The sequence below is a fragment of the Sphingomonas sp. Leaf357 genome, from assembly GCF_001423845.1.
Taxonomy (GTDB): Bacteria; Pseudomonadota; Alphaproteobacteria; order Sphingomonadales; family Sphingomonadaceae; genus Sphingomonas.
In genome coordinates this window covers 96588-119184 of the sequence record NZ_LMPM01000001.1, presented here as the reverse complement: position 1 = coordinate 119184, position 22597 = coordinate 96588, and the positions used below count along the sequence as shown (strand labels likewise).

18 protein-coding genes are annotated in these 22597 nt (G+C 66.6%); 14 read left to right on the top strand and 4 right to left on the bottom strand.

Going from position 1 to position 22597, the window contains the following annotated elements; all coding sequences use genetic code 11:
• Window positions 1–143 precede the first annotated feature (143 nt).
• The 3 genes from ASG11_RS00625 to ASG11_RS00615 all read left to right on the top strand — a co-directional run bounded on the left by ASG11_RS00625 (window position 144) and on the right by ASG11_RS00615 (window position 3509).
• Window positions 144–1286 carry a site-specific DNA-methyltransferase gene (locus ASG11_RS00625; protein ID WP_055779940.1) on the top strand — a complete coding sequence of 381 codons (1143 nt, stop codon included), beginning with the start codon at window positions 144–146 and terminating at the stop codon, window positions 1284–1286.
• Window positions 1287–1466: 180 nt separating this feature from the next.
• Window positions 1467–2540 (top strand): dihydropteroate synthase, encoded by a 1074-nt coding sequence (gene folP / locus ASG11_RS00620; RefSeq protein WP_055773989.1) that lies wholly within the window; start codon window positions 1467–1469, stop codon window positions 2538–2540.
• An 84-nt stretch (window positions 2541–2624) separates the two neighbouring features.
• Window positions 2625–3509, top strand: a complete 885-nt coding sequence (locus ASG11_RS00615; RefSeq protein ID WP_055773987.1) for a bestrophin family protein — start codon at window positions 2625–2627, stop codon at window positions 3507–3509.
• 7 nt (window positions 3510–3516) lie between these two features.
• Here ASG11_RS00615 and ASG11_RS00610 read toward each other — a convergent pair whose 3' ends face one another.
• Window positions 3517–4941 carry a sigma-54-dependent transcriptional regulator gene (locus ASG11_RS00610; RefSeq protein ID WP_055773985.1) on the bottom strand — a complete coding sequence of 475 codons (1425 nt, stop codon included), beginning with the start codon at window positions 4939–4941 and terminating at the stop codon, window positions 3517–3519.
• Between the two features lie 159 nt (window positions 4942–5100).
• Here ASG11_RS00610 and ASG11_RS18170 point away from each other — a divergent pair, with 159 nt between their 5' ends.
• The 8 genes from ASG11_RS18170 (at window position 5101) to ASG11_RS00575 (ending at window position 10568) form a co-directional block, all read left to right on the top strand.
• Entirely contained in the window at window positions 5101–5226 is a 126-nt protein-coding gene (locus ASG11_RS18170; protein ID WP_082472513.1) for an aa3-type cytochrome c oxidase subunit IV, read from the top strand.
• A gap of 9 nt (window positions 5227–5235) precedes the next feature.
• Window positions 5236–6372 carry an NAD(P) transhydrogenase subunit alpha gene (locus tag ASG11_RS00605; protein ID WP_055773983.1) on the top strand — a complete coding sequence of 379 codons (1137 nt, stop codon included), beginning with the start codon at window positions 5236–5238 and terminating at the stop codon, window positions 6370–6372.
• A 77-nt stretch (window positions 6373–6449) separates the two neighbouring features.
• Window positions 6450–6833, top strand: a complete 384-nt coding sequence (locus tag ASG11_RS00600; RefSeq protein ID WP_055773981.1) for an endonuclease domain-containing protein — start codon at window positions 6450–6452, stop codon at window positions 6831–6833.
• A gap of 26 nt (window positions 6834–6859) precedes the next feature.
• Window positions 6860–7048 carry a type II toxin-antitoxin system HicB family antitoxin gene (locus tag ASG11_RS00595; protein ID WP_236697332.1) on the top strand — a complete coding sequence of 63 codons (189 nt, stop codon included), beginning with the start codon at window positions 6860–6862 and terminating at the stop codon, window positions 7046–7048.
• Window positions 7048–7407: a PH domain-containing protein gene (locus tag ASG11_RS00590; protein ID WP_055773978.1), complete on the top strand. Its 360-nt coding sequence runs from the start codon at window positions 7048–7050 to the stop codon at window positions 7405–7407. Before ASG11_RS00595 ends, ASG11_RS00590 begins: the two co-directional genes overlap by 1 nt.
• 128 nt (window positions 7408–7535) lie before the next feature.
• Window positions 7536–7841: a proton-translocating transhydrogenase family protein gene (locus ASG11_RS00585; RefSeq protein ID WP_055773976.1), complete on the top strand. Its 306-nt coding sequence runs from the start codon at window positions 7536–7538 to the stop codon at window positions 7839–7841.
• Window positions 7842–7950: 109 nt separating this feature from the next.
• Window positions 7951–9480, top strand: a complete 1530-nt coding sequence (locus tag ASG11_RS00580; protein ID WP_055773974.1) for an NAD(P)(+) transhydrogenase (Re/Si-specific) subunit beta — start codon at window positions 7951–7953, stop codon at window positions 9478–9480.
• Window positions 9481–9596: 116 nt separating this feature from the next.
• On the top strand, window positions 9597–10568 hold the full coding sequence (locus ASG11_RS00575) for a MarR family winged helix-turn-helix transcriptional regulator (protein ID WP_156363597.1): 972 nt from the start codon (window positions 9597–9599) through the stop codon (window positions 10566–10568).
• 1 nt (window position 10569) lies between these two features.
• Here ASG11_RS00575 and ASG11_RS00570 read toward each other — a convergent pair whose 3' ends face one another.
• Window positions 10570–12828 (bottom strand): NADP-dependent malic enzyme, encoded by a 2259-nt coding sequence (locus ASG11_RS00570; protein ID WP_055773970.1) that lies wholly within the window; start codon window positions 12826–12828, stop codon window positions 10570–10572.
• Window positions 12829–13005: 177 nt separating this feature from the next.
• Here ASG11_RS00570 and mutS point away from each other — a divergent pair, with 177 nt between their 5' ends.
• Entirely contained in the window at window positions 13006–15582 is a 2577-nt protein-coding gene (gene mutS, locus ASG11_RS00565) for a DNA mismatch repair protein MutS (protein WP_055773968.1), read from the top strand.
• A gap of 97 nt (window positions 15583–15679) precedes the next feature.
• Here mutS and ASG11_RS00560 read toward each other — a convergent pair whose 3' ends face one another.
• Window positions 15680–16246 carry a glycine zipper 2TM domain-containing protein gene (locus ASG11_RS00560; RefSeq protein WP_055773966.1) on the bottom strand — a complete coding sequence of 189 codons (567 nt, stop codon included), beginning with the start codon at window positions 16244–16246 and terminating at the stop codon, window positions 15680–15682.
• A 122-nt stretch (window positions 16247–16368) separates the two neighbouring features.
• Between ASG11_RS00560 and ASG11_RS00555 the strand changes: the two genes are divergently transcribed.
• On the top strand, window positions 16369–19113 hold the full coding sequence (locus tag ASG11_RS00555) for a [protein-PII] uridylyltransferase (RefSeq protein ID WP_055773964.1): 2745 nt from the start codon (window positions 16369–16371) through the stop codon (window positions 19111–19113).
• A 15-nt stretch (window positions 19114–19128) separates the two neighbouring features.
• Window positions 19129–19512: a VOC family protein gene (locus ASG11_RS00550; RefSeq protein WP_055773962.1), complete on the top strand. Its 384-nt coding sequence runs from the start codon at window positions 19129–19131 to the stop codon at window positions 19510–19512.
• Between the two features lie 173 nt (window positions 19513–19685).
• Here ASG11_RS00550 and ASG11_RS00545 read toward each other — a convergent pair whose 3' ends face one another.
• Complete coding sequence (locus ASG11_RS00545; protein WP_055773961.1) at window positions 19686–22442, bottom strand: TonB-dependent receptor; 2757 nt, start codon at window positions 22440–22442, stop codon at window positions 19686–19688.
• Window positions 22443–22597 lie beyond the last annotated feature (155 nt).

The window sequence follows — 22597 nt, the reverse complement described above, 5'->3', positions numbered from 1 at the left end:
AAGTCGGGACTCAACATCTGCCTTCACCCCGCAAATGTTCCGCGTGCTTAACGATTTGGTGAGCTTTTCCGTTAACCAATGTTCGCTTGACCGGGCGTCCGCGCTCCGACGACATGGCGGCGATGCAGACGGGGATTGGGTTGATGGGGGTTATCGAAAAGGTTCGTGAGGGCGTAGCCGTGCCGGTGGCGGAGACGCCGATGGTGGCCTTCGACACGCTGCCGCTCGACCGGATCCTGATGGGCGAATGCATCGCGACGATGCGCAGCCTGCCGGCCAAGTCGGTCGATCTCATCTTCGCCGATCCGCCCTACAACCTGCAATTGGGCGGCGATCTGTCGCGCCCCGACGGCAGCCATGTCGATGCCGTGACCGACGATTGGGACAAGTTCGATTCCTTGAGCGCCTATGACCGCTTCACGCGCGAATGGCTGTTCGAGGCGAAGCGCATCCTGAAGGACAATGGCGCGATCTGGGTGATCGGCAGCTATCACAACATCTACAAGGTCGGCGCGGCGATCCAGGATCTGGGCTATTGGATCCTCAACGACATCGTCTGGCGCAAGGCGAATCCGATGCCCAATTTCAAGGGCACGCGCTTCACCAACGCGCATGAGACGCTGATCTGGGCGTCGATGGGCGAGAAGGCGCGCTACACGTTCAACTATCGCAGCATGAAGACGCTGAACGACGAACTGCAGATGCGCAGCGATTGGGAATTCCCGATCTGTGGCGGGCAGGAGCGGCTGAAGAAGGATGGCGTGAAGGTCCACCCGACGCAGAAGCCCGAGGCGCTGATCTACCGCATCCTGCTCGCCTGCACGAAGCCGGGCGACGTGGTGCTCGATCCGTTCTTCGGCACCGGCACGACCGGCGCGGTGGCCAAGCGGCTCGGCCGGCGCTGGATCGGGATCGAGCGGGAGGGCGTCTATGTCGCGGCGGCACAGGAGCGGATCGACGCCGCGCTGCCGCTGGACGAAAGCGCGCTGACCACGATGCAGTCGCCGAAAGCCGCCCCGCGCGTCGCGTTCGGCACGATCGTCGAGAACGGCATGCTGACCGCGGGCGCGGTGCTGGTCGATGCCAAGCGCCGCTACAGCGTCACCGTTCGGGCGGACGGATCGGTATTGTCGGGCGACGTCACCGGCTCGATCCACAAGCTCGGCTCGGTCCTGCAGAACGCGCCGGCCTGCAACGGCTGGACCTTTTGGCATTACGAGACGCCCGAGGGGCTGAAGCCGATCGACACGCTGCGGCAGGAATATCTGCTGGCGACCCAGCCCTAGCCTTTACGCCATTCCCCAGGCCGCCATTCCCCAAACCGCCATTCCCCAAACCGTTCGTGCTGAGTAGGGACTGAGTAGCCGAAGGCGTATCGAAGGCCCGTATCGAAGCATCTGCCCCAAACCATCCTTCGATACGCGTCTTCGACAAGCTCAGCCGCTACTCAGGACGAACGGGTTCCTATGACTGCGTTGCCCCTCCACCTCCGCCCGATCCAGTTCGTCGATACCCCGATCGGCCTGCCCGAGGGGTCGGTTGCGCGCCTCGCCGGCGGCATGCAGTGGTTCGCCGCCTATGAGGTGATCGAGGGCCGCGCGCGGCGCATCGTGCCGGTCGCCGACTTCGATACCGCACTCGGCGGGAACGAAAGCGCCGCAAAGCTCCACGCCGCGATCACCGCGCCCCGACCGGCGCTGACGCTGGGGAATCGCGTGCTGCGCTTCGACCAGCCGAGCATCGCCGGCATCCTCAACGTCACCCCGGACAGCTTTTCCGACGGGCGCGCCTATGGCGACGATCCGGCCGCCGCCGCCACCGCCGGCTTCGACATGACTGTGGCCGGCGCGACGTTGATCGATATCGGCGGCGAATCCACCCGCCCGGGTGCGCCGCTCGTCTGGGAAGGCGACGAGATCAAGCGTATCGTGCCGGTGATCGAGCGTCTGGCGAGCGGAGGCGCGCTGATCTCGATCGATACCCGCAAGGGTGCGGTGATGGAGGCAGCGCTCGCGGCGGGTGCGCAGATCGTCAACGACGTCGCCGCGCTGCTGTGGGACGATCGCGCGCTGGGCATCGTCGCACGCGCCGGCTGCCCGGTGATCCTGATGCACTCGCCCGATCCGGCCAAGGGTCCGCACGGCGACGGACACTATCGCAACGTGCTGACCGACGTGTTCGACTGGCTGGAGGCGCGCGTCGCGGCGGCGGTGGCGGGCGGCATCGCGCGCGAGCGGATCATCGTCGATCCCGGCATCGGCTTCGGCAAGTCGCTCGCCGACAATCTCGCTCTGCTCAACGGCCTCGCGCTCTTCCACGGCCTCGGCTGCCCGATCATGCTGGGCGCCAGCCGCAAGCGGATGATCGGCGCTTTGTCGAACGAGGCTCCGGCGGACCGGCGGCTCGGCGGATCGCTCGCGCTCGCGCTGAAGGGCGTCGAGGCCGGCGTGCAGATCTTGCGCGTCCACGACGTCGCCGAAACGGCGCAGGCGGTGCGCGTATGGCGCGGGTTGAAGGATCAGGCGCTGGTCGGCGGATGATGGTTGCGATGCATTTCCGATGCATCCTTAGCGCGCTTTCTGCGTTCGGGCCGCGCAAACGCCGCTGACATCGAGGGGAAGAGCGTGATCGTAGATGCCGTGCCACGGGTCAAACATATGGTGGCGGAGGTATGGAAGCCGCTGATCGCGCTGTTCGTGTGGGACGTCATCGTGACGGTGATCTATTACGTCCAGCCGTACAAGGCGCCGTCGCTGCCGCTGACGATCTTCGGTTCGGCCTTGGCGCTGTTCCTCGGGTTCCGCGACACCTCGGCCTATCAGCGCTGGTGGGAAGGGCGCGTGCTGTGGGGCGCGATGATCAACTCGTCGCGCAACCTGGCGCGCGCCGCGCGCAGCTATCTGCCCGACGAGGAGGGGCGCGATCTGCAACGCGCGATCATCCTGCGCCAGATCACCTATGTCCAGGTGCTGCGCTGCCAGCTCCGGCGGCAGGATCCGACCGCCGAGGTCAACCGCTTCCTCTCGCCCGACGAGGCGGCACCGTCGCTGGCGCGCACCAACATCGCCAACGGCATTCTCGACGGCACCGGGCGTCGCGTCGATCAGGCGCGCGCCAATGGCTGGATCGACACGATCCAGCAGGCCTCGATCGAGCGGACTCTGGTCGATATCGCCAACGCGCAGGGCGGGATGGAGCGGCTGAAGAACACGCCGCTGCCCAATCAGTACCGCTTCTTCCCCAGCTTCTTCACGCGCCTGTTCTGCGTCCTGCTGCCGATCGGCCTGGTCGAGACGTTGGGCTTCGCGACGCCGGTCGGCTCGACCATCGCCGGCCTGATGTTCCTCGCCGTCCTGCAGATCGGCGAGGATCTGGTCGATCCGTTCGCCGGCAAGATCCACGACGTGCCGCTGACCGCGATGACCCGGACGATCGAGATCGACCTGCTCCAGGCGCTCGGCGATCCGGCGCCCGAGCCGGTCGTGCCGGTAAAGGGCGTGTTGTGGTGAGGCCGGATCAGGCCGCCGCGTTGTCGATGCCGAGTTCGCCTAGCTTGCGATAGAGCGTCGAGCGCCCGATCCCCAGCCGCCGCGCCACTTCCGTCATGCGGCCACGATAATGGCCGATCGCGAGGCGGATCACGTCGGCCTCGATATCCTCCAGCGCGCGCATGTTGCCGTCGGCGTTGAACAGCGTCACGCCGCCCGACGTCGCCATCGGCGTCGGCACGGGGGCAACGTGCCGCGCGGCCCCCAGGGCGGCGATCTGCGGAAAGTCGGCGCGCGTCAGCGCCGCACCGTCGCACAATACGGCGGCGCGGAAGAGCGCGTTCTGCAGCTGGCGGACATTGCCCGGCCAGTCGTAGCTGCCGAGCAAATCCAGCGCATCGTCGGTGATGCCGAGCGGACGCAGCCCCGGCTGCTGCGCGACGCGGGCGAGCAGATGGCGCGCCAGCGCCGGAATATCGCCGGTGCGTTCGCGAAGCGGCGGGATCGTCACCTGCACGACGTTGAGCCGGTAATAGAGATCCTCGCGGAACCGCCCGGCCTCGACCTCCTCGATCAGCCGTTTGTTGGTGGCGGCGATGACCCGCACGTCGACCTCGCGGGCATGCCGCGCACCGACCGGCTGGATATCCCCGTTCTGCAGCACGCGCAGCAGCTTGACTTGCGCTTCCAGCGGCATCTCGCCCACTTCGTCGAGGAAGATCGTGCCGCCGTCGGCCTCCTGGAAGCGCCCGATCTTGCGTTCGAAGGCACCGGTGAACGCGCCCTTTTCGTGGCCGAACAGTTCGGATTCGACCAGGTTCGCGGGGATCGCGCCGCAATTCACTGTAACCATCGGTTTCTTGGCGCGTGGCGAGGCGGCATGCACCGCCTCCGCCACCACTTCCTTGCCGACGCCGCTTTCGCCTTCCAGCAGCACGGCGACGCGCGCGCGGGCGGCCTTGGCGGCGATGGCCAGCGCGGCACGGAAATCGGGCGCGGAGCCGACGATCTCGTCGAACGCCAGCAGGGCCGGGATCTTCTCGGACAGCGGGCGCAATTCGCCTGCCGTCTTGCCGCCGACCGCCGCGTCGAGCGCCGAGAGCAGGCGTTCGGGCGCGATCGGCTTGACCAGGAAGTCGGTCGCGCCCGATCGCATCGCCGCGACCGCCTGCGCGACCGATCCGTTGGCGGTCAGCATCAGCAGCGGCAGCGCGGGGCGGCGTTCGCGGATTTCGGCGATCAACGTCGCCGCATCGGCCTCCGGTCCCCAGGAATCGAGGAGGATCGCATCCAGCTGCATGCCGTCCTGCGTGCCGAGCATCGCGATCGCCATCTCGCCGTCATTGGCGAAGACCGCGCGCCAGCCGCGACGCGCGGCGATCGCCGCGACCAGCCGGCGCTGTGCCGGCTCGTCGTCGATCAACATCAACAGGCGCTGTCCGTTGCGCGTCATCCGGTGTTCCCGTTCCCGTTCGTAGCGGGTAACCTTAATCGTGCCGGGTAAAGACCAGCTTAAGCCGCCTCAAGACGGGACATGCGGGACTGGGGCTTGAGGGCGCGGCGGGCTCGGGCTAAGCGGGATGCGACAAAAGCTCTATGGGGAAATGAGGCCATGGCCGGCAACGGTGATCTGAAAGCGCACGAACAGACCTATGGCCAGGTGATCGGCCTGTTGAAGTGGGGCGCCGTCGCCTGTGCCGTGATCGCCGCCGCGGTGATCTGGCTGATCTCGCGCTAAGCGCCGCGGGTGAAGATCGCGGTCCTGAAGGAACAGGCGGCCGGTGAAAACCGCGTCGCCGCCACCCCCGAGACGGTCAAGAAGTTCATCGCCCTTGGTGCCGAGATGGCGGTCGAGGCGGGGGCCGGTGTCGCGGCATCCTTTGCCGATGCCGATTACGCCGCGGCCGGCGCGACGGTCGGCCCGCGCGCGGATACGCTGAACGGGGCGGAGATCATCCTCGCGGTGGTCGGACCCGATCCGGCGACGATCGGCGGCGCGGCCCCGGGTGCGTGGCTCGCCGCAAGCCTCAATCCGTTCGGGGCCGGAGAAAATGGTGGGCGCGCCCGCGTCGATGCCTATGCCACCGCCGGCATCGAGGCGTTGGCGATGGAATTCATGCCGCGCATCACCCGCGCGCAATCGATGGACATCCTGTCCTCGCAATCGAACCTCGCCGGGTACAAGTCCGTTCTTGACGCGGCGGCCGAATATGGCCGCGCCTTCCCGATGATGATGACGGCGGCCGGCACGGTGAGCGCCGCGCGCGTGTTCGTGATGGGCGTCGGCGTGGCCGGCCTGCAGGCGATCGCCACCGCCCGCCGCCTGGGCGCGCAGGTGTCCGCGACCGACGTGCGCAGCGCGACCCGGGAACAGATCCTGTCTTTGGGCGCCAAGCCGATCTTCGTCGAGAACGTCGCCGGCATCGAGGGCGAGGGTGCCGGCGGCTATGCCGGTGAGATGTCGCCCGAATATCAAGCGGCGCAGGCGGAACTGGTCTCCGGCCACATCGCCAGGCAGGACATCGTCATCACCACCGCGCTGATCCCCGGCCGCCCCGCGCCGCGCCTGATCTCGGCCGAGCAGGTCGCCAGCATGCGCCCCGGCAGCGTGATCGTCGATCTCGCGGTCGAGGCTGGCGGCAACGTCGAAGGGTCCGTGGCGGGCGAGGTGGTGAGCGTGAACGGCGTGAAGATCGTCGGCCACCGCAACGTCGCCGGCCGCCTGGCGGCGGACGCCAGCGCCTTGTTCAGCCGCAACCTGTTCAACTTCCTCAGCGCGTTCTGGGACAAGGAAACGGGCAAGCCGGTGCTCGATGAAGAAATCGGCGACGCGATCCGCCTGACCAAGGGTGGTGCCGTGGTGAACGCGAGGCTCCTGTCTTGATCCTCCCCGGCACGGGGAGGGGAACCGCCGAAGGCGGTGGAGGGGGCGTGCCGCGAGCGCTGCGCCCCGAAGTTGCGATGGCCCGTCGCCTGCGTCGAGACATGAGCCTGCCGGAAGTGCTGATTTGGCAGCGCCTGAAAGGCAAGCAGACCGGTCTGAAATTCCGCAAGCAACACCCGTTCGGCGCGCATGTCATCGATTTTTGCTGTCTCGAAAACCGCCTGGCGATCGAAGTCGGTGGCGAGGCGCATAATCGCGGTGATCGCCCCGCGCGCGATGAGCGCCGTGACGCATTCTTGGGGGAGAATGGCTGGCATCTCCTGCATGTCGCGGCTGCCCGTATTCTTAAAGACCCGGACGCTGCTATCGACGCGATCACAGCCTTTGCCGCCCGCCCCCTCCACCATTCGCCGGAAGAGGCGAACGGTCCCCCTCCCCGTGCCGGGGAGGATCAAAAATGAAGTCGCCCTTCGATTTTGGAGTAAAGATGTCGCCACTCTCCGACGCCGATGGCGGCGGTTTTACGGCGATCGCGCCCGAACTTCCCGGCTGTCGATCCGACGGGGATACCCCCCAGGAAGCACTGGACAATATCTACGATGCGATCGGCTGCTGGATCGAGGCCGCCCAGGAAATGGGCCGACCCGTCCCCCAGTCGCGTCGCGCCGCCGCCTGATGGGCATCCTCCACGCCACCGCCGCCGATCCGCGCGAACTGATCGAGAAGCATCGCGCGGCGCTGACCGATGGCGAGACGGTCTATTATTGCTACAAGACGGTGCGCGATTACATCGCCTTCACCAACTGGCGCGTGCTGTACATCAACGTGCAGGGCCTCACGGGCAGCAAGCGCGAATATCTCACCGTGCCGTACCGCTCGATCACCGCCTTCTCGATCGAGAGCGCGGGCACGTTCGATCTCGATGCCGAACTCAGCATCTATCTGTCAGGCCATGACGCGATCGAGTTCAAGGTCGGCCGCAATACCGACATCCTCGGTTTGCAGAATTTCCTCGCGCAGAAGCTCGATCGATGATCGCGCGACTGTCCTACAAGGCCGGTTTCTGCGACATTGGCCTCGATCGGTCGTCGGGGCCTGAGCCAGCGTCACGCTGGGCCTCGTATCGTGTGACTTTGTGTGAACTTCGGCTCCGGAGAGACTGAATGGACTTTATCAGCATCCTGTCGATTTTCGTCATGGCCTGCTTCGTCGGCTATTATGTCGTCTGGTCGGTCACGCCGGCGCTGCACACGCCGCTGATGGCGGTGACCAACGCGATCTCGTCCGTCATCATCGTCGGCGCGCTGATCGCCAGCGCGGCGACCGGCATCGGCGGCACGGGCGCGACCTCGAAATGGCTCGGGCTGCTCGCGGTGGTGCTGGCCAGCGTGAACATCTTCGGCGGCTTCGCGGTGACGGCGCGAATGCTGGCAATGTACAAGAAGAAGCCGGCGGCGGCAGCGAAGTAACGATACGCCCGTCACCCCAGCGCAGGCTGGGGTTTCGCGCCGCAAGTGCGCGCGAGCGGGCGGGAGATGCCAGCCTTCGCTGGCATGACGAACGGGTTAAGGGGGCAGGATGGAACATGTTGCGGTAAATCCATGGGCGGCGCTGGCGTATCTCGTCGCTGGCGTGTGCTTCATCCTCGCCTTGCGCGGCCTGTCGTCTCCGGCGACGTCGCAGCGCGGCAACCGCTACGGCATGATCGGCATGACGATCGCGGTGGTGACGACCTTGGTCACGCATGTGCCGGTGATCGATCTGCTCGTCGTCGGCGCGACTCCGGCTTTCGATTATTCGGCGATCATTCCCCGGCTCGACGTCGTCACCATTCTCGAAATCCTGGGTGCGATCGCTTTGGGCGGCGTGATCGGCCTGATCACCGCGCGCCGGATCGCGATGACGGACATGCCGCAACTTGTCGCTGCGTTCCACTCGCTGGTCGGCTTGGCGGCGGTGCTGGTCGCTGCGGCTGCGTTTCTGAACCCGGTTGCGTTCGGCATCGCGAGTATCGTCAACGTCAGTTATGCCTTGGCTGACGGCAGCTTCTTGGCGGTCCCGGTGACGATGATCAACCCGGTCAGTCGCATCGAAATGGGCCTGGGCGTCGCGATCGGCGCGATCACCTTCTCCGGCTCGGTCATCGCGTTCCTGAAACTGAACGGCAATATGGGCGGCAAGCCGATCATGCTGCCGGGCCGTCACGTCATCAACCTGGCCGTGCTGGGCGCGATCATCGCGCTGGTGGCGTATTTCACGCAGGACCAGAGCCCCTGGGTGTTCTGGACGATCACCGCGCTCAGCTTCGCAATCGGCTTCCTGCTGATCATCCCGATCGGCGGGGCGGACATGCCGGTCGTGGTGTCGATGCTGAACTCCTATTCGGGCTGGGCGGCGGCGGCGATGGGCTTCACGCTGCACAACAGCGCGATGATCATCACCGGTGCCCTGGTCGGATCGTCGGGCGCGATCCTCAGCTACATCATGTGCAAGGCGATGAACCGCAGCTTCATCAGCGTGATCGCCGGCGGTTTCGGCGCGGATGCTTCCGCCGCCGGTGGCGAGGCGAAGGAGCAGCGGCCGTGGAAGCGCGGGTCGGCCGAGGACGCCGCCTTCCTGATGCAGCAGGCCGAACAGATCATCATCGTCCCCGGCTACGGCATGGCCGTCGCTCAGGCGCAGCATGCGCTGCGCGAGATGGGCGACAAGTTGAAGGCGCACGGCGTGCGCGTGAAATATGCGATCCACCCGGTCGCGGGCCGCATGCCCGGCCATATGAATGTCCTGCTCGCCGAGGCCAACGTGCCGTATGACGACGTGTTCGAACTGGAGGATATCAACGGCGAATTCGCGCAGACCGACGTCGCCTTCGTGATCGGCGCCAACGACGTGACCAACCCCGCGGCCAAAACCGACAAGACCTCGCCGATCTACGGCATGCCGGTGCTCGACGTGGAAAAGGCCAAGACGGTTTTGTTCATCAAGCGCAGCATGGGCGGGGTCGGCTATGCCGGCGTCGACAACGACGTCTTCTACATGGACAACACCATGATGCTGCTCGCCGACGCCAAGAAGATGGTCGAGGAAATCGTCAAGAACCTCGACTGACGGTCGGCAATCTGTCCAGAATGGCGGTATGGCGATGCCGGGAAGCGGCAAATCCCGTGGGCTGGCGGAGGGTTCTGGCCAAAACGGATGTAATCTGACACGCCTCGATCCGTAAAATGCGTACCTCGGCCCGGGGCGAGGAACGGCGGGGCGGATCGGCGATGAACGACACGAGTTACACGATGCAGCCCGGCGCCCTCGTGGTGGCGGGCGACCCGACGGCCGAGCGACTGGCGGTCGAGGCGCTGGACCTCGCCGGTGCGCGGGTGGTGGCACGGTTCGGCTGGCGCGACGTCGGCGGGGTGCACGATCACGCCGCGATCGACCTGCTCATGATCGACACGCGCGGTGCCTCGGACGGCGATCTCGATGCCGCGTTGCCGGTGCTGGATGCCTTTGCCCGGGATGTCGGGGCGCGAATCGTGGCGGCACTTGCGACGGAACAGATCGACCTCGTCGCGGCCTGCCTGTTCGGGCGGCATGTGCAATTGCTATGCGCGCCGGGCATGGCGGAGCGGGTGGCGGCACTCAGCATTGCCGGAGCGGCGCGGCTCGACGGACAGGTCAACGAGGCCCGCGATGCCGAGGCCGAGCGGCTCCGGCGGCTGAACGAGGAGGTCGCCCGCATCGCCGAGACGCTCGCTCGCCTGACGCGCGGCGAGACCGTGCCGCCGGAGCGCCCCGCCCCAGGCGTCGCCGATCGCACTTTGGGCTATGGCGCACCGCCGGGCGACGACATTCCGGTAACGGCGCACGATCTGCGCCAGGCGATCCGCTCGCGCCGGCTGCGCGCGCAATTCTTCGCCGACGGGCTGTTCGAGGATCCGGCCTGGGACATGCTGCTCGATCTCTACGCCGCCGAGATGGAGCGCGCGCAGGTCTCGGTCTCGTCCTTGTGCATTGCCGCCGCCGTCGCGCCGACGACGGCCCTGCGCTGGATCGCCAAGATGACCGAGGCCGGCCTGTTCGAACGCCACCCCGACCCGTTCGACCGTCGCCGCGCCTTCATGGCGCTCTCCGACAAGGCACGCGTCGGCATGCGCAACTATTGCGCCGCGGCCAGGCGGGCCGGGCTGGCGATCGCCTGACCTACCGCGCGATCCCGCCCGCCGCGAGCACCGCCAGCGTCACCAATTCGCTCGCCGTGCTCGTCATCGGCGCGATCTGCACCGGCTTCTCCATGCCCACCAGCATCGGTCCGATCACCGCATCGCCGCCGAGTTCGCGCAGCAGCTTGGCCGAGATGTTGGCGCTCTGCAGCCCCGGCATGATCAGCACGTTGGCCGGCCCCGACAGGCGCGCGAACGGATAGTTCGCCAGCTGCTTGGGATTGAGCGCGACGTCCGGCGCCATCTCGCCTTCATATTCGAAGCCGACCTGGCGTGCGTCCAGTACCGCGACCGCGGCCCGGATATTCTCCAGCCAGTGCCCCTCGGGATTGCCGAAGGTCGAATAGCTCAGGAACGCGACACGCGGTTCGTGGCCCATGCGACGTGCCACGGCGGCGGTCTGTTCGGCGATATCCGCGAGTTCTTCCGCGCTCGGCCGCTCGTTGATCGTGGTGTCGGCCATGAACACGGTGTGGCTCTGCCCGACCATCAGGTGGATGCCGAAGGGCGTGCGCCCGGCCTCGGGATCGATCACGCGGCGCACCTCGCGCATCGTATGCGCATAGGTGCGGGTGATGCCGGTGATCATCGCGTCGGCATGGCCGAGCTGCAGCAGCACCGCGCCGAAGATGTTGCGATCCTGGTTGATCATCCGCTCGCAATCGCGACGCAAATACCCGCGGCGCTGCAACCGGCCATAGAGGAAGTCGACCATCTGCGGCACCAGCGGCGACTTGCGGCTATTGTGCAGTTCGTAGCTTTCGGGGTCCGACACGCCGAGCGCCTTCAGCCGCTCCGGCACGTCGTCGCGCCCGACCAGCACCGGCGTGCCGTAGCCGCCGTCCTTGAAGGCGATCGCGGCGCGCAGCACGACCTCCTCCTCGCCTTCCGCGAACAATACGCGCTTGGGATGCGCCTTCGCGCCTTCGTAGGCGAGGCTCAGCACCGACGTGGTCGGGTTGAGACGCGCGCGCAGCTTGGTGCGATACGCGTCCATGTCGACGATCGGCTTGGTCGCCACGCCCGAATCCATCGCCGCCTGCGCGACCGCGACGGACACCACTTCCATCAGGCGCGGATCGAACGGCGCGGGGATGATGTATTCCGGGCCGAAGCTGTGGCGAACGCCATAGGCGATGGCCACTTCCTCGGGCACCTGCTGGCGGGCGAGGGTGGCGATGGCGTTGGCGGCCGCGATCTTCATCTCGTCGTTGATCTCGGTCGCGCGTACGTCGAGCGCGCCGCGGAAGATGAACGGGAAGCCCAGCACGTTGTTGACCTGGTTCGGATAATCCGACCGTCCGGTGGCGACGATCGCGTCGGGCCGTGCCGCCTTGGCCAGTTCGGGGCGGATCTCCGGCTCCGGATTGGCCATCGCGAAGATGATCGGGGCAGGCGCCATGTCCTTGACCATCTCGGGCTTCAAGGCGCCCGCGGCGGACAGGCCCAGGAACACGTCGGCACCGTGCAGCGCTTCCTGCAGCGTGCGCCGGTCGGTCTTCGCGGCATGCGCCGACTGCCACTGGTTCACATTGTCGCGACCCTGATAGATCACGCCGGTCCGGTCGCACATGATGACGTTGTCGTGGCGTACGCCCATCGCCTTCATCAGTTCGGTGCAGGCGATCGCCGCCGCGCCCGCGCCGTTCACCGCGACCTTGATGTCCTTCAGATCGCGCCCGGTCAGCAGGCAGGCGTTGATCAGCCCGGCGGCGGTGATGATCGCTGTGCCATGCTGGTCGTCATGGAACACCGGGATGTTCATCCGTTCGCGCAACGTCTGCTCGATGATGAAGCATTCCGGTGCCTTGATGTCCTCCAGGTTGATCCCGCCGAAGGTCGGCTCCATCAGCTCGACCGCGTCGATGAAGCGATTCACGTCCTCCGTCTTCAGCTCGATATCGATCGCATCGACATCGGCGAAGCGTTTGAACAGCACCGCCTTGCCCTCCATCACCGGCTTGGAGGCGAGCGCACCGAGATTGCCCATGCCGAGGATCGCGGTGCCGTTGGAGATCACCGCGACCAGATTGCCCTTGGCGGTGTAATCGTAGGCGGTTGCGGGATCGTCGGCGATCGCCTGCACCGGGACCGCGACGCCGGGCGAATAAGCGAGCGCCAGGTCGCGCTGCGTCGCCATCGGCTTCGAGGCGATGATCTCGATCTTGCCGGGGCGACCCTCCGAATGGAACAGCAGCGCCTCGCGCTCGGAAAACTGCAGGTTGGTTTCGTCGGACATTCGCTTCCTCTCGGGATCGCTCCCTCCTTAGGTTTACAGGCACGAAAATGGAACCGCTTTGCCGGGGCGAGGCGACCTTCTTCTTCCCTGCCGGCCAAATGCCAGTGGGGGTTTGATGCCTGGGCCGGCCTCGGCTAACCCGCGCCTATGTCCGCCCCCGCCACCGCCCCTACCCCGATGATGGCGCAATATCTGTCGCTGAAGGCCGAGGCGCAGGATTGCCTGTTGTTCTACCGCATGGGCGATTTCTTCGAGATGTTCTTCGAGGATGCGAAGATCGCCGCCGCGTGCCTCGATATCGCGCTCACCGCGCGGGGCGAGCATGCGGGCGTGCCGATCCCGATGTGCGGCGTGCCGGTGCATTCCGCCGAAGGATATCTGGCGCGACTGATCAAGGCGGGGCACCGCGTCGCCATCGCCGAGCAGACCGAGAGCCCGGCCGAGGCGAAGAAGCGCGCCGGCAAGACGCTGGTTTCGCGCGATATCATCCGCGTGGTGACGGCGGGTACGCTTACCGAGGAGGCCCTGCTCGATGCGCGCGCGGCCAATTGGTGCGTCGCGATCGGTGAAGCGGCGGGGGGCGTGGCGATCGCGGCGGCCGATGTTTCGACCGGGCGGTTCGAACTGATCGAGTGCAGCGCGGGTGGTCTGGGCGCGGAACTCGCACGCCTCGCGCCGGCCGAGACGATCGCGTCGGACGCCAGCGCCTTCGCCGAAGCCGCCACGACGCTCCGGCCGCGCGGCGATTTCGACAGCGGCGATGCCGAGCGGCGGATCAGGACGCTGTATGGAGTCGCCACATTGGACGGCTTTGGCCAGTTCAGCCGCGCAGGGCTCGCGGCGGCGGGCGGGTTGATCGCGTATCTCGAACATACCGCCAAGGGCTCGCTGCCGTTCCTGCGCCCGCCGCGCATCGCGCATGCCGCGCAGGCGATGGCGATCGACGCGGCGACTCGAGAGAGCCTGGAACTGACGCAGACGACGACCGGCACGCGCAAGGGCAGCCTGCTCGACGCGATCGACCGCACGGTAACAGGCGGCGGCGCACGCCTGCTCGCCGCCGATATCGGCGCGCCGTTGATGGCGCGGGACGGGATCGAGGCGCGGCTCGATCTGGTGCAATTGCTCGCCGAGGATGCGCATCTGCGCGACGCGCTGCGCACCACATTGCGCGGCCTCGCAGATATCGGTCGGGCGTTGGGACGGCTGGCGGCGGGGCGGGGGTCTCCGCGCGATCTCGGCCAGTTGCGCGACGGGCTGGACGGCGCGTGGCGGCTGGGCGAGCGGCTCGAGCGCGTAGCCACGCCGCCTGTCCTGCTCACCACGCTCGCCCCGCAGCTGCGCGGCCACGGTGCGTTGATCGATCTGCTGACCCGCGCGCTGGTGCCCGCGCCGCCGATCGACGCGGCGCAGGGTGGCTATATCGCGCAGGGCTATGACGCCGCGCTCGACGATCTGCGCGATGCGGGGGCCGGGGGCAGGCGGGCGATCGCCGCGCTGGAGGCGGAGTACCGCACCCGCACCGGCATCGCCGCGCTCAAGATCAAGCATAATGGCGTGCTCGGCTATCATATCGAGGTCGCGGCGAAGAATGCCGATGCGCTGATGAAACCCGACAGCGGCTTCACGCACCGCCAGACGATGGCCGGCGCGGTGCGCTTCAACGCGCCCGAATTGCACGACGTCGCGCTGAAGGTGACGCAGGCCGGGGCGCACGCGCTGGCAGCCGAGGCGTCGCACCTCGAAGACCTCACCGCCGCCGCGCTCGATGGGCGCGAGCAGATCGCCGCCACCGCCGATGCGCTGGCGAGGCTGGACGTGTCGGCGGCGCTGGCGGAACGCGCGATCGAGGGCGGCTGGGCGCGTCCCGCTCTGGTTGATCACGCCTGTTTCGAGATCGTCGGCGGGCGGCATCCGGTGGTCGAGGATGCCCTGGCTAAGCGCGGCGAACGCTTCGTCGCCAACGATTGCAACCTGTCGGAGGATTCGCGGCTGTGGCTGGTGACGGGGCCGAACATGGGCGGCAAATCGACCTTCCTGCGCCAGAACGCGCTGATCGCGGTGCTGGCGCAGGCCGGCAGCTACGTACCCGCCACCTCGGCAACCCTCGGTCTGGTCGATCGCCTGTTCAGTCGCGTCGGCGCGTCGGACAATCTCGCGCGCGGGCGATCGACCTTCATGGTCGAGATGGTCGAGACGGCGGCGATCCTCGCCCAGGCGACACCGCGCAGCTTCGTGATCCTCGACGAGGTCGGGCGCGGCACGTCCACCTATGACGGTCTCGCCATCGCCTGGGCGGTGGTCGAGGCGATCCACGAGGACAATCGCTGTCGCTGCCTGTTCGCGACGCACTATCACGAACTGACGCGCCTCGCCGAACGCTGCGACGCGCTGACTCTCCACCATGTTCGCGCGCGCGAATGGAAGGGTGAACTTGTGCTGCTTCACGAGGTGTCGGAAGGCCCGGCGGATCGCAGCTACGGCCTCGCCGTCGCGCGCCTCGCCGGCCTGCCCCCTGTGACGATCGCGCGCGCCAAGTCGGTCCTCGCGAAGCTGGAGGCCGGCCGCGCCAAGACCGGTGGTCTGGCGGCAGGCCTAGACGATTTGCCGCTCTTCGCCGCGATGGCGGAGGCGGTGGAGGAGGAATGCGATCGGATTCGCGCGGAGGTGGAGCGCATCGACGTCGATTCGCTGACCCCGCGCGAGGCGCTTGAGGTGCTGTACCGACTAAAGGCGATCAGCCGGGAGGCCTGAGGCTAGCCAGGTGAACGGATCGCCCTGCATGTAGCGTGATATACGTCCCAAGGGGGCGATGCCGACCCGGCACCGCCCCTCTTATCTCGTCTCGGGATCAGCGGCAGCGGATCTGGTTACTCGTGCTGCCCTGGTCGATCGCCTTGCCGGCGAGCGCGCCCGCCGCGCCGCCGAGGAGCGTGCCGACGATCCGCGAGCGGCCACCGTCGATGACGTTGCCGAGCAGTGCACCGCCCGCCGCGCCGACGATCAGGCCGGTCGTACCGTCGTTGCGCTTGCAATAATATTTGCCGTCGGTGCCACGATAGACGCGCTCGTCGGCGCTCAGCACGCGCTCCTGATAATTGCCGCTGCGATAATCGGTCCGGGGATCGTAATAATCATCGTCGGCGCGGCGATATCCACCATTGTCGTATCCCGAATTGTCGTAGCGCGGATCGTCGTAGCGGGGGTCGTTATAAGGCTGTTGATATCCGCCCGGGCGGCGCGACACCGCGGCGCGGTAGCGGTCGGATTCCTGGCGGAACAGCTGAAGTTCGTTGTTGAGGCGATCCTGCGCGGCGGTGAAGCGCGCGGTTTCTTGTGCGGTCTGCGCGCTGGCGGGCGCGGCGGTGGCGAACAGGCTTGCGGCCGTTGCGATGGCGGCGATGGTCAGTCGGTTCATGGATGGTCTCCAGATTCGTTGCGGCGTGAGAACTATCACCTCGCGCTGTTCGTTCCTGCGCCAGCCGCGATGAATGGAAGCTGCAGGTGACGGCACCTTTCCACGGCCCTATCAGGAAGATCATGTCCGGCCGCTTCGATACGCTCCCCAACCGCCGCGCGATCATCGATCGCCGCTCCGTCGCCGATGCGCTCGCGGCGCTGGAGGGGGAGGACAAGGTCGCGCTGCGCCGGGCGACCGTGCCGGTGCTCAAGGCCGCGCTGGAGACCGGTCGGGTGGAAATCGAGCGCCGCCTGATCGAGCATCCCTCGCGCGGACTCGAATCCGCCGGGGCGCAGGCCTTCCTGACCGATCAGCTGCTGCGCCTGATCTACGACTTCATCGTCCAGCGCCTCTATCCGGTCGGCAATGCCACGGCGGGTGAGCGCCTGACGCTGATCGCGGTCGGCGGTTATGGGCGTGGCGAGATGGCGCCCTATTCCGATCTCGACATCGGCTTCCTCACCCCCTGGAAACAGACCGGCTGGGCCGAGCAGGTGATCGAGACGATGCTCTACACGCTCTGGGATCTCGGGCTGAAGGTCGGGCATAGCAGCCGCTCGATCGACGAAATGGTGCGTCAGGCGAAATCGGACATCACGATCCGCACCGCCCTGCTCGAGGCGCGCTACGTCTGGGGCGACGATGCCCTGTACGAAGAGGCGTCGCGCCGCTTCAAGGCCGAGGTGCAGACCGATACGCGCGGTTTCGTCGCCGACAAGCTGGCCGAGCGCGACGTGCGCCACCGCAAGATGGGCGACACGCGCTACGTCGTCGAACCGAACGTGAAGGAGGGCAAAGGCGGACTACGCGATCTGCACACGCTCTTCTGGATCGGCAAATACGCCCACAACGTGCAGCGCGCCGCCGAACTGGTCGAAGCGGGATTGCTCAGCGCGGACGAATATCGCCAGTTCCACCGCGCCGACAATTTCCTCTGGGCGGTGCGTTGCCATCTGCACAGTCTTGCCGGCCGGGCCGAGGACCGACTGACCTTCGACCTGCAACAGGACATCGCCGAGCGGATGCGTTTCGCCGACCGGCCGGGGAAATCGAGCGTCGAGCGCTTCATGCAATATTACTTCCTGCAGGCGAAGACGGTCGGCAACCTGACCGGCGTGTTCCTCGCGCATCTCGACGAGAAGTTCGCCGCGCGGGGACGTCGCTTCGGGCTGCCGACGCTGACGCGCTACCCGCGCAAATTGAACGGCTTCAAGCTGGTGCGCGGACGGCTGGCGCTCCCGTCGGACGATTTCCTGCAGACGAAACCGGTGCGCCTGATCGAGATGTTCGCGCTCGCCGACAAGCATGGGCTGGAGATTCACCCGCTGGCGATGCGCGCCGCCGCGCGCGATGCTAAACTGGCCGACGAGCTGCGCCGGAATCCGGAGGCCAACGCGCTGTTTCTGGACGTGCTGACCTCCCCGCGCGATCCCGAGACGGTGCTGCGCTGGATGAACGAGGCGGGCGTGTTCGGCCGCTTCATTCCCGATTTCGGCCGCGTCGTCGCGCAGATGCAGTTCGACATGTATCATCATTACACGGTCGACGAACATACGATCCGTGCGATCGGCCTGCTCAGCAAGATCGAACACGGCACGTTGCCCGACGATCATCCGTTGGTCACGGCGATCTTCCCGCAGATCGTCTCGCGCCGCGCTCTGTATGTCGCGGTGCTGCTGCACGATATCGCCAAGGGGCGCGGCGGGGATCATTCGATCCTGGGCGCGGAAGTGGCCGAGCGGCTGTGCCCGCGCTTCGGCTGCACGCCGGCCGAAACCGAGACGGTGGCGTGGCTCGTGCGGCATCACCTGCTGATGTCGGCCACCGCGTTCAAGCGCGATTTGTCGGATTTCAAGACGATCCTCGATTTCTGCGACGTGGTGCAAAGCCCCGAGCGCCTGCGCCTGCTGCTCGCGCTGACGGTGGTCGACATCCGCGCGGTCGGCCCCGGCGTGTGGAACGGGTGGAAGCGGCAATTGCTCTCCGATCTGTACGAGGCGGCGGAGGAGGTGCTGCGCCTGGGCCACAAGCAGAAAGGCCGCAGCGAGCGTGTCGCGGCCAAGCAGGAGGCTCTGAAGACAGCATTGGGCTGGGACGACGTGGCCTTCGCACGCTTGGTCAAGCGCTTGCCCGAACCCTATTGGGTCGCCGAGCCGGAGGACGTGCTGGCGCGCAACGCCCGCCAGATCGCCGATGCCGGCGACGCGCAACTCTCGATCGCGGCGCAGGTCTATCCCGAACGCGGCGCGACCCTGGTCACGGTCTATGCCGCCGATCATCCGGGGCTGTTCTACCGCATCGCCGGCGCGATCCACGCGGCCGGCGGCAACATCATCGACGCCCGCATCCACACCACGCGCGACGGCATGGCGCTGGACAATTTCCTCGTCCAGGATCCGTTCGGGCGGCCGTTCGACGATTCCGGCCAGCTCGCGCGGTTGAAGACGGGGATCGAGGATGCGCTGGCCAATCGCGGGCGCCTGAGCGACCGGCTCAAGGCCAAGCCCCTGCCTCGTGCCCGCGCCGAGGCGTTCCGGATCGCGCCCAACGTGCTGATCGACAACAAGGCGTCGAACCGTTTCACCGTGGTCGAGGTCAATGCGCGCGACCGGCCGGCCTTGCTCCACCAATTGGCGCACACCCTGTTCCAGTCGAAGGTGACGATCCATTCGTCGCACGTCGCGACTTATGGCGAGCGCGCGGTCGACACCTTCTATCTGACCGATCTGACCGGCGACAAGATTTCGGGCAGCAGCCGGCTCAAGGCGCTGGAACGTCGCTTGCTGGACGCGGCGGCGGGCGTCGATATGATGGAGCCTGCCTAACAAGGGAGCGCGACGATGCCGGTACTCGGAATTGGTGGCCTGTTCTTTCGCGCAAAGGATCCGGACGCGCTCTCGGCCTGGTATCGCGAGCATCTCGGCGTCGGCGCCGGCTGCGTCTCGGCCGAGGGTGGCACGCCGGACGAATGGTCCTGGGCGGCGGAAGGCGGGCCGGTGGTGTTCGCGCCGTTCAAGGCGGACACGGATTATTTTCCGGCCGACAAGCAGTTCATGCTCAACCTGCGCGTCCGCGATCTCGATTCGCTGCTCGAACAGCTGAATGCGGCGGGGATCGAGGTCATCACCAAGCCGGAATGGAACGACCCGCAGACCGGGCAATTCGCGCGCATCCACGATCCGGAGGGCCATGCGATCGAATTGTGGGAGCCGCCGGTCGGTTGATCTCACCAACGCTCGTCATCCCAGCGAAGGCTGGGATCTTGTGCGAATTGCTCCGTGCCGGCCGCTTGAGATCCCAGCCTTCGCTGGGATGACGCTGGTGGTGGCAGGTGGAAACGACGACGGCCCGTCCCTCACGTCGAGGAACGGGTCGCCGCTTTACACAAAATCTCTGATCAGAAGCGCGAGCGCAGCGTGATGCCGTAGGTGCGCGGTTCGCCCAGGAACGCCATGAACAGCTGGTTGCCGGTGCCGCCGAACGCGCGGACGGTGTCGATCGAGCCCGACCCCTGGAACGGCGCGTTGAACGCGACCTGCTCGTACTTCGTGTTGAGCAGGTTCTGCGACCAAAGCTCGATGCTCCAGGCCTGGTTGTCCTTATGCAGGCCGACGCGTGCGTTCATCAGGAAGAAGCCGTCCTGCGCCTTCTCGACGTACAGGTCGGAGCCGGTATTGTAGTCGCTGGTCATGCGGCCATCGACATAGAACAGAGCGGACAGGCCCGACGATCCGATCGACGGCGTCCAGCTGGTCGACATCGTCACCACGTTGCGCGGTGCGTTCGACAGCTGCTGGCCGGGCAACAGGAACAAAGCGGAGTCGAGCGCCTCGCCGGACTGGCTGCCGACCAGGTTGTTCTTGTAGTGCGTGTCGGCCAGCGTGTAGCCCATGTTCACCGAGAAGTTGCGCGCCGGATAGATGCCCGCCTCGATCTCGACGCCCTGCGACAGCACGCCGTACTTGACCTTGCCGGTGCATGCGCCGGTGGTCGAGCTGGCGTCGCGATCCGCACCGTTCAGGCTGTCCGCGCACGATCCGATATTCTGCACGACATAGTTGGTGCCGTTGAACGTGTTCAGCTGGAAGTTGCTGAATTCCTGGCGGAACCCGGCGACGTTCAGCGAGAAGGCCCGCGTCTTGTACTTGAAGCCGATTTCATAGGCGTTGACCGTTTCGGGGTCGAAGCGCAGCCGCGATGCGCTCGCCGCGGTCGGCGTCGTGAACACGTTGGCGCTCAGATCCGAACGATCGAGATTGTAGCCGCCGGCCTTGTAGCCGCGCGAATAGCTCGCATAGGTCAGCAGGTCGTCGATCGGCTTCCACGACAGTACCGCCGTACCGGTGAACTGGCCTTCCTTCAGCTTGTCGCGCAACGGCACGCCGCTCAGCAACGATGTCGAGTTGCCGGTGCAGGTCAGCGTGATGAGCGAACCGGCGACCTGTTGCAGCGTGGCCGAGGGGCTCGCGAGCAGCGAGCCGAGCGCGGCCTGCTGCGCCGGGCAGATCGTGTTGTTGTTGGCGATGTCGGCGTGGAAGTCCTTCGTTTCCCGCGTGTAGCGCAAGCCACCGGTCAGGCTCAGCCGGTCGGTCAGCTTGAAGATATTGTGCGTGAAGAACGCGAAGTTCCGGCTGTTCTGATAATAAGCCGAGCGTGTGTCGCCGAGATTGTTGAGCGTGGACAGGCGATCGAGCCCGGCCAGGATCGTGTTCGTCGCAGTGCCGAAAGCAGGCGTCGTGCCCGGGAGCAGGCCGGCCAACGTGGCGCGTCCGCCGGCACTGAGGCAGCCTGCCGCCGCCGGGTTGCGCAACGCTGCCGTCGGGTTGATCGTCGCGACCACGCGGCAGGCGGCGAACGCGCCATACTGGCTGCCGAACTTGAGGTTGTCGACGACGACCAGGTCCTCACGCGAGTAATAGCCGCCGATCAGCCAGTCGAGCTTTCCGCCGAACGCCTCGCCGTTCAGGCGCACTTCCTGGCTGAACGTGTGGAACTGTCGGTAATTGTTGCCGTCCGCCGGGCGCGAACCGATGTCGAGGCTGCCATAATCGATGTCCGACGCGCCGGCGGACTTGTATTCGCGGTAGGCGGTGATCGAGGTGAGCGCGGCGCCGCCCAGGTTCCAGTCGATCTGCGCCGACCCGCCATAATCCTTCGTGACGTTGCCATACGCCTGGCCGCGCGTGTTGGCGATGCGGCGGTTGTACGGATCGCCCGCGCTCGGGAACACCGCGCCCAGGCTGGTCATCACGTCGACGATACGGTTGCTGTTGGCGATCGTGTAGCCGCCGCCGGCCGCGGCGGTCTTCTCGCGCGTATCGATATACACCGCGCCGCAGCACTTCTCGTCGCGATAGGTGTAATCGCCGATCAGTCGGACCTTGATGTCCGACGAAGGCTCGAACAGCAATTGGCCGCGCACGAAATAGCGCTTGCGGTCGTTGTAATCGGTGTTGTTGACCGTGTCGTAATAGAAGCCGTCCCGCTTGCCGAACACGCCGTCGATACGGAAGGCGAGCTTGTCGGCGATGATCGGGCCGGTCAGCGCCCCGGCGACGCGGATATTGTTGTAATTGCCGTAGGTCGCCTCGCCATAGCCGCCGAATTCGAATTCCGGCTGCTTGGTGATGACGCTGATCGTGCCGGCCGAGGCGTTGCGGCCCGACAGCGTGCCCTGCGGCCCGCGCAGCACTTCGATCCGATCGACTTCGCCGAGATCGTTGAGGCCGGCGCCGGTGCGGCTGCGATAGACGCCGTCGATGAAGGTCGCGACCGAACTTTCGAGGCCGGGATTGTCGCCGACCGTGCCGATGCCGCGGATACGGGCCGAGGCGTTGGCTTCGCTGCCGGTCGAGGAGACCTGCAGCGACGGGGCGAGCTGCGCCAGCTGGCGGATGTCGGTGGCGCCGGAATTCTGCAGCGCGGCCTGCGACACGGCGGACACGGCGATCGGCACGTTCGACAGGCGCTCGCTGCGGCGCGTGGCGGTCACGATGATCTCGCCGGCTTCGTTGGTTTCGGGTGCCGCCTCGGCGACGGGCGCGGCCGTTTCCGGAGCGGTCTGGGCTGCGGTGGCCGGGGCGGCGTCCTGCGCGAAGGCGGGGGCGGCGATCGCCATCGTGGCGGCGGACAAAAGCAACGCGGTCTTACGCATCGGTAAACCTCTCCTGGAATTTTTTATCGATAGGGTCGCGGCTCATAGGGCCATCGACGCGCAGGTCCACCCCCGGGAATGGCGGAAAACCGCCATTTCGGGCCGGATCGGTCTGGATATGGCAGACGCGATTGCGCTTTACGCAATCGTGAGAC

Excerpts from the sequence above, each read along its gene's own strand:
- ASG11_RS00625 (WP_055779940.1), top strand. The coding sequence starts at position 144 with ATGGGGGTTATCGAAAAGGTTCGTGAGGGCGTAGCCGTGCCGGTGGCG.
- folP (WP_055773989.1), top strand. The coding sequence starts at position 1,467 with ATGACTGCGTTGCCCCTCCACCTCCGCCCGATCCAGTTCGTCGATACC.
- ASG11_RS00610 (WP_055773985.1), bottom strand. The coding sequence starts at position 4,941 with ATGACGCGCAACGGACAGCGCCTGTTGATGTTGATCGACGACGAGCCG.
- ASG11_RS18170 (WP_082472513.1), top strand. The coding sequence starts at position 5,101 with ATGGCCGGCAACGGTGATCTGAAAGCGCACGAACAGACCTATGGCCAG.
- ASG11_RS00600 (WP_055773981.1), top strand. The coding sequence starts at position 6,450 with ATGGCCCGTCGCCTGCGTCGAGACATGAGCCTGCCGGAAGTGCTGATT.
- ASG11_RS00595 (WP_236697332.1), top strand. The coding sequence starts at position 6,860 with ATGTCGCCACTCTCCGACGCCGATGGCGGCGGTTTTACGGCGATCGCG.
- ASG11_RS00590 (WP_055773978.1), top strand. The coding sequence starts at position 7,048 with ATGGGCATCCTCCACGCCACCGCCGCCGATCCGCGCGAACTGATCGAG.
- ASG11_RS00585 (WP_055773976.1), top strand. The coding sequence starts at position 7,536 with ATGGACTTTATCAGCATCCTGTCGATTTTCGTCATGGCCTGCTTCGTC.
- ASG11_RS00580 (WP_055773974.1), top strand. The coding sequence starts at position 7,951 with ATGGAACATGTTGCGGTAAATCCATGGGCGGCGCTGGCGTATCTCGTC.
- ASG11_RS00575 (WP_156363597.1), top strand. The coding sequence starts at position 9,597 with ATGCGTACCTCGGCCCGGGGCGAGGAACGGCGGGGCGGATCGGCGATG.
- ASG11_RS00570 (WP_055773970.1), bottom strand. The coding sequence starts at position 12,828 with ATGTCCGACGAAACCAACCTGCAGTTTTCCGAGCGCGAGGCGCTGCTG.
- mutS (WP_055773968.1), top strand. The coding sequence starts at position 13,006 with ATGATGGCGCAATATCTGTCGCTGAAGGCCGAGGCGCAGGATTGCCTG.
- ASG11_RS00560 (WP_055773966.1), bottom strand. The coding sequence starts at position 16,246 with ATGAACCGACTGACCATCGCCGCCATCGCAACGGCCGCAAGCCTGTTC.
- ASG11_RS00555 (WP_055773964.1), top strand. The coding sequence starts at position 16,369 with ATGTCCGGCCGCTTCGATACGCTCCCCAACCGCCGCGCGATCATCGAT.
- ASG11_RS00550 (WP_055773962.1), top strand. The coding sequence starts at position 19,129 with ATGCCGGTACTCGGAATTGGTGGCCTGTTCTTTCGCGCAAAGGATCCG.
- ASG11_RS00545 (WP_055773961.1), bottom strand. The coding sequence starts at position 22,442 with ATGCGTAAGACCGCGTTGCTTTTGTCCGCCGCCACGATGGCGATCGCC.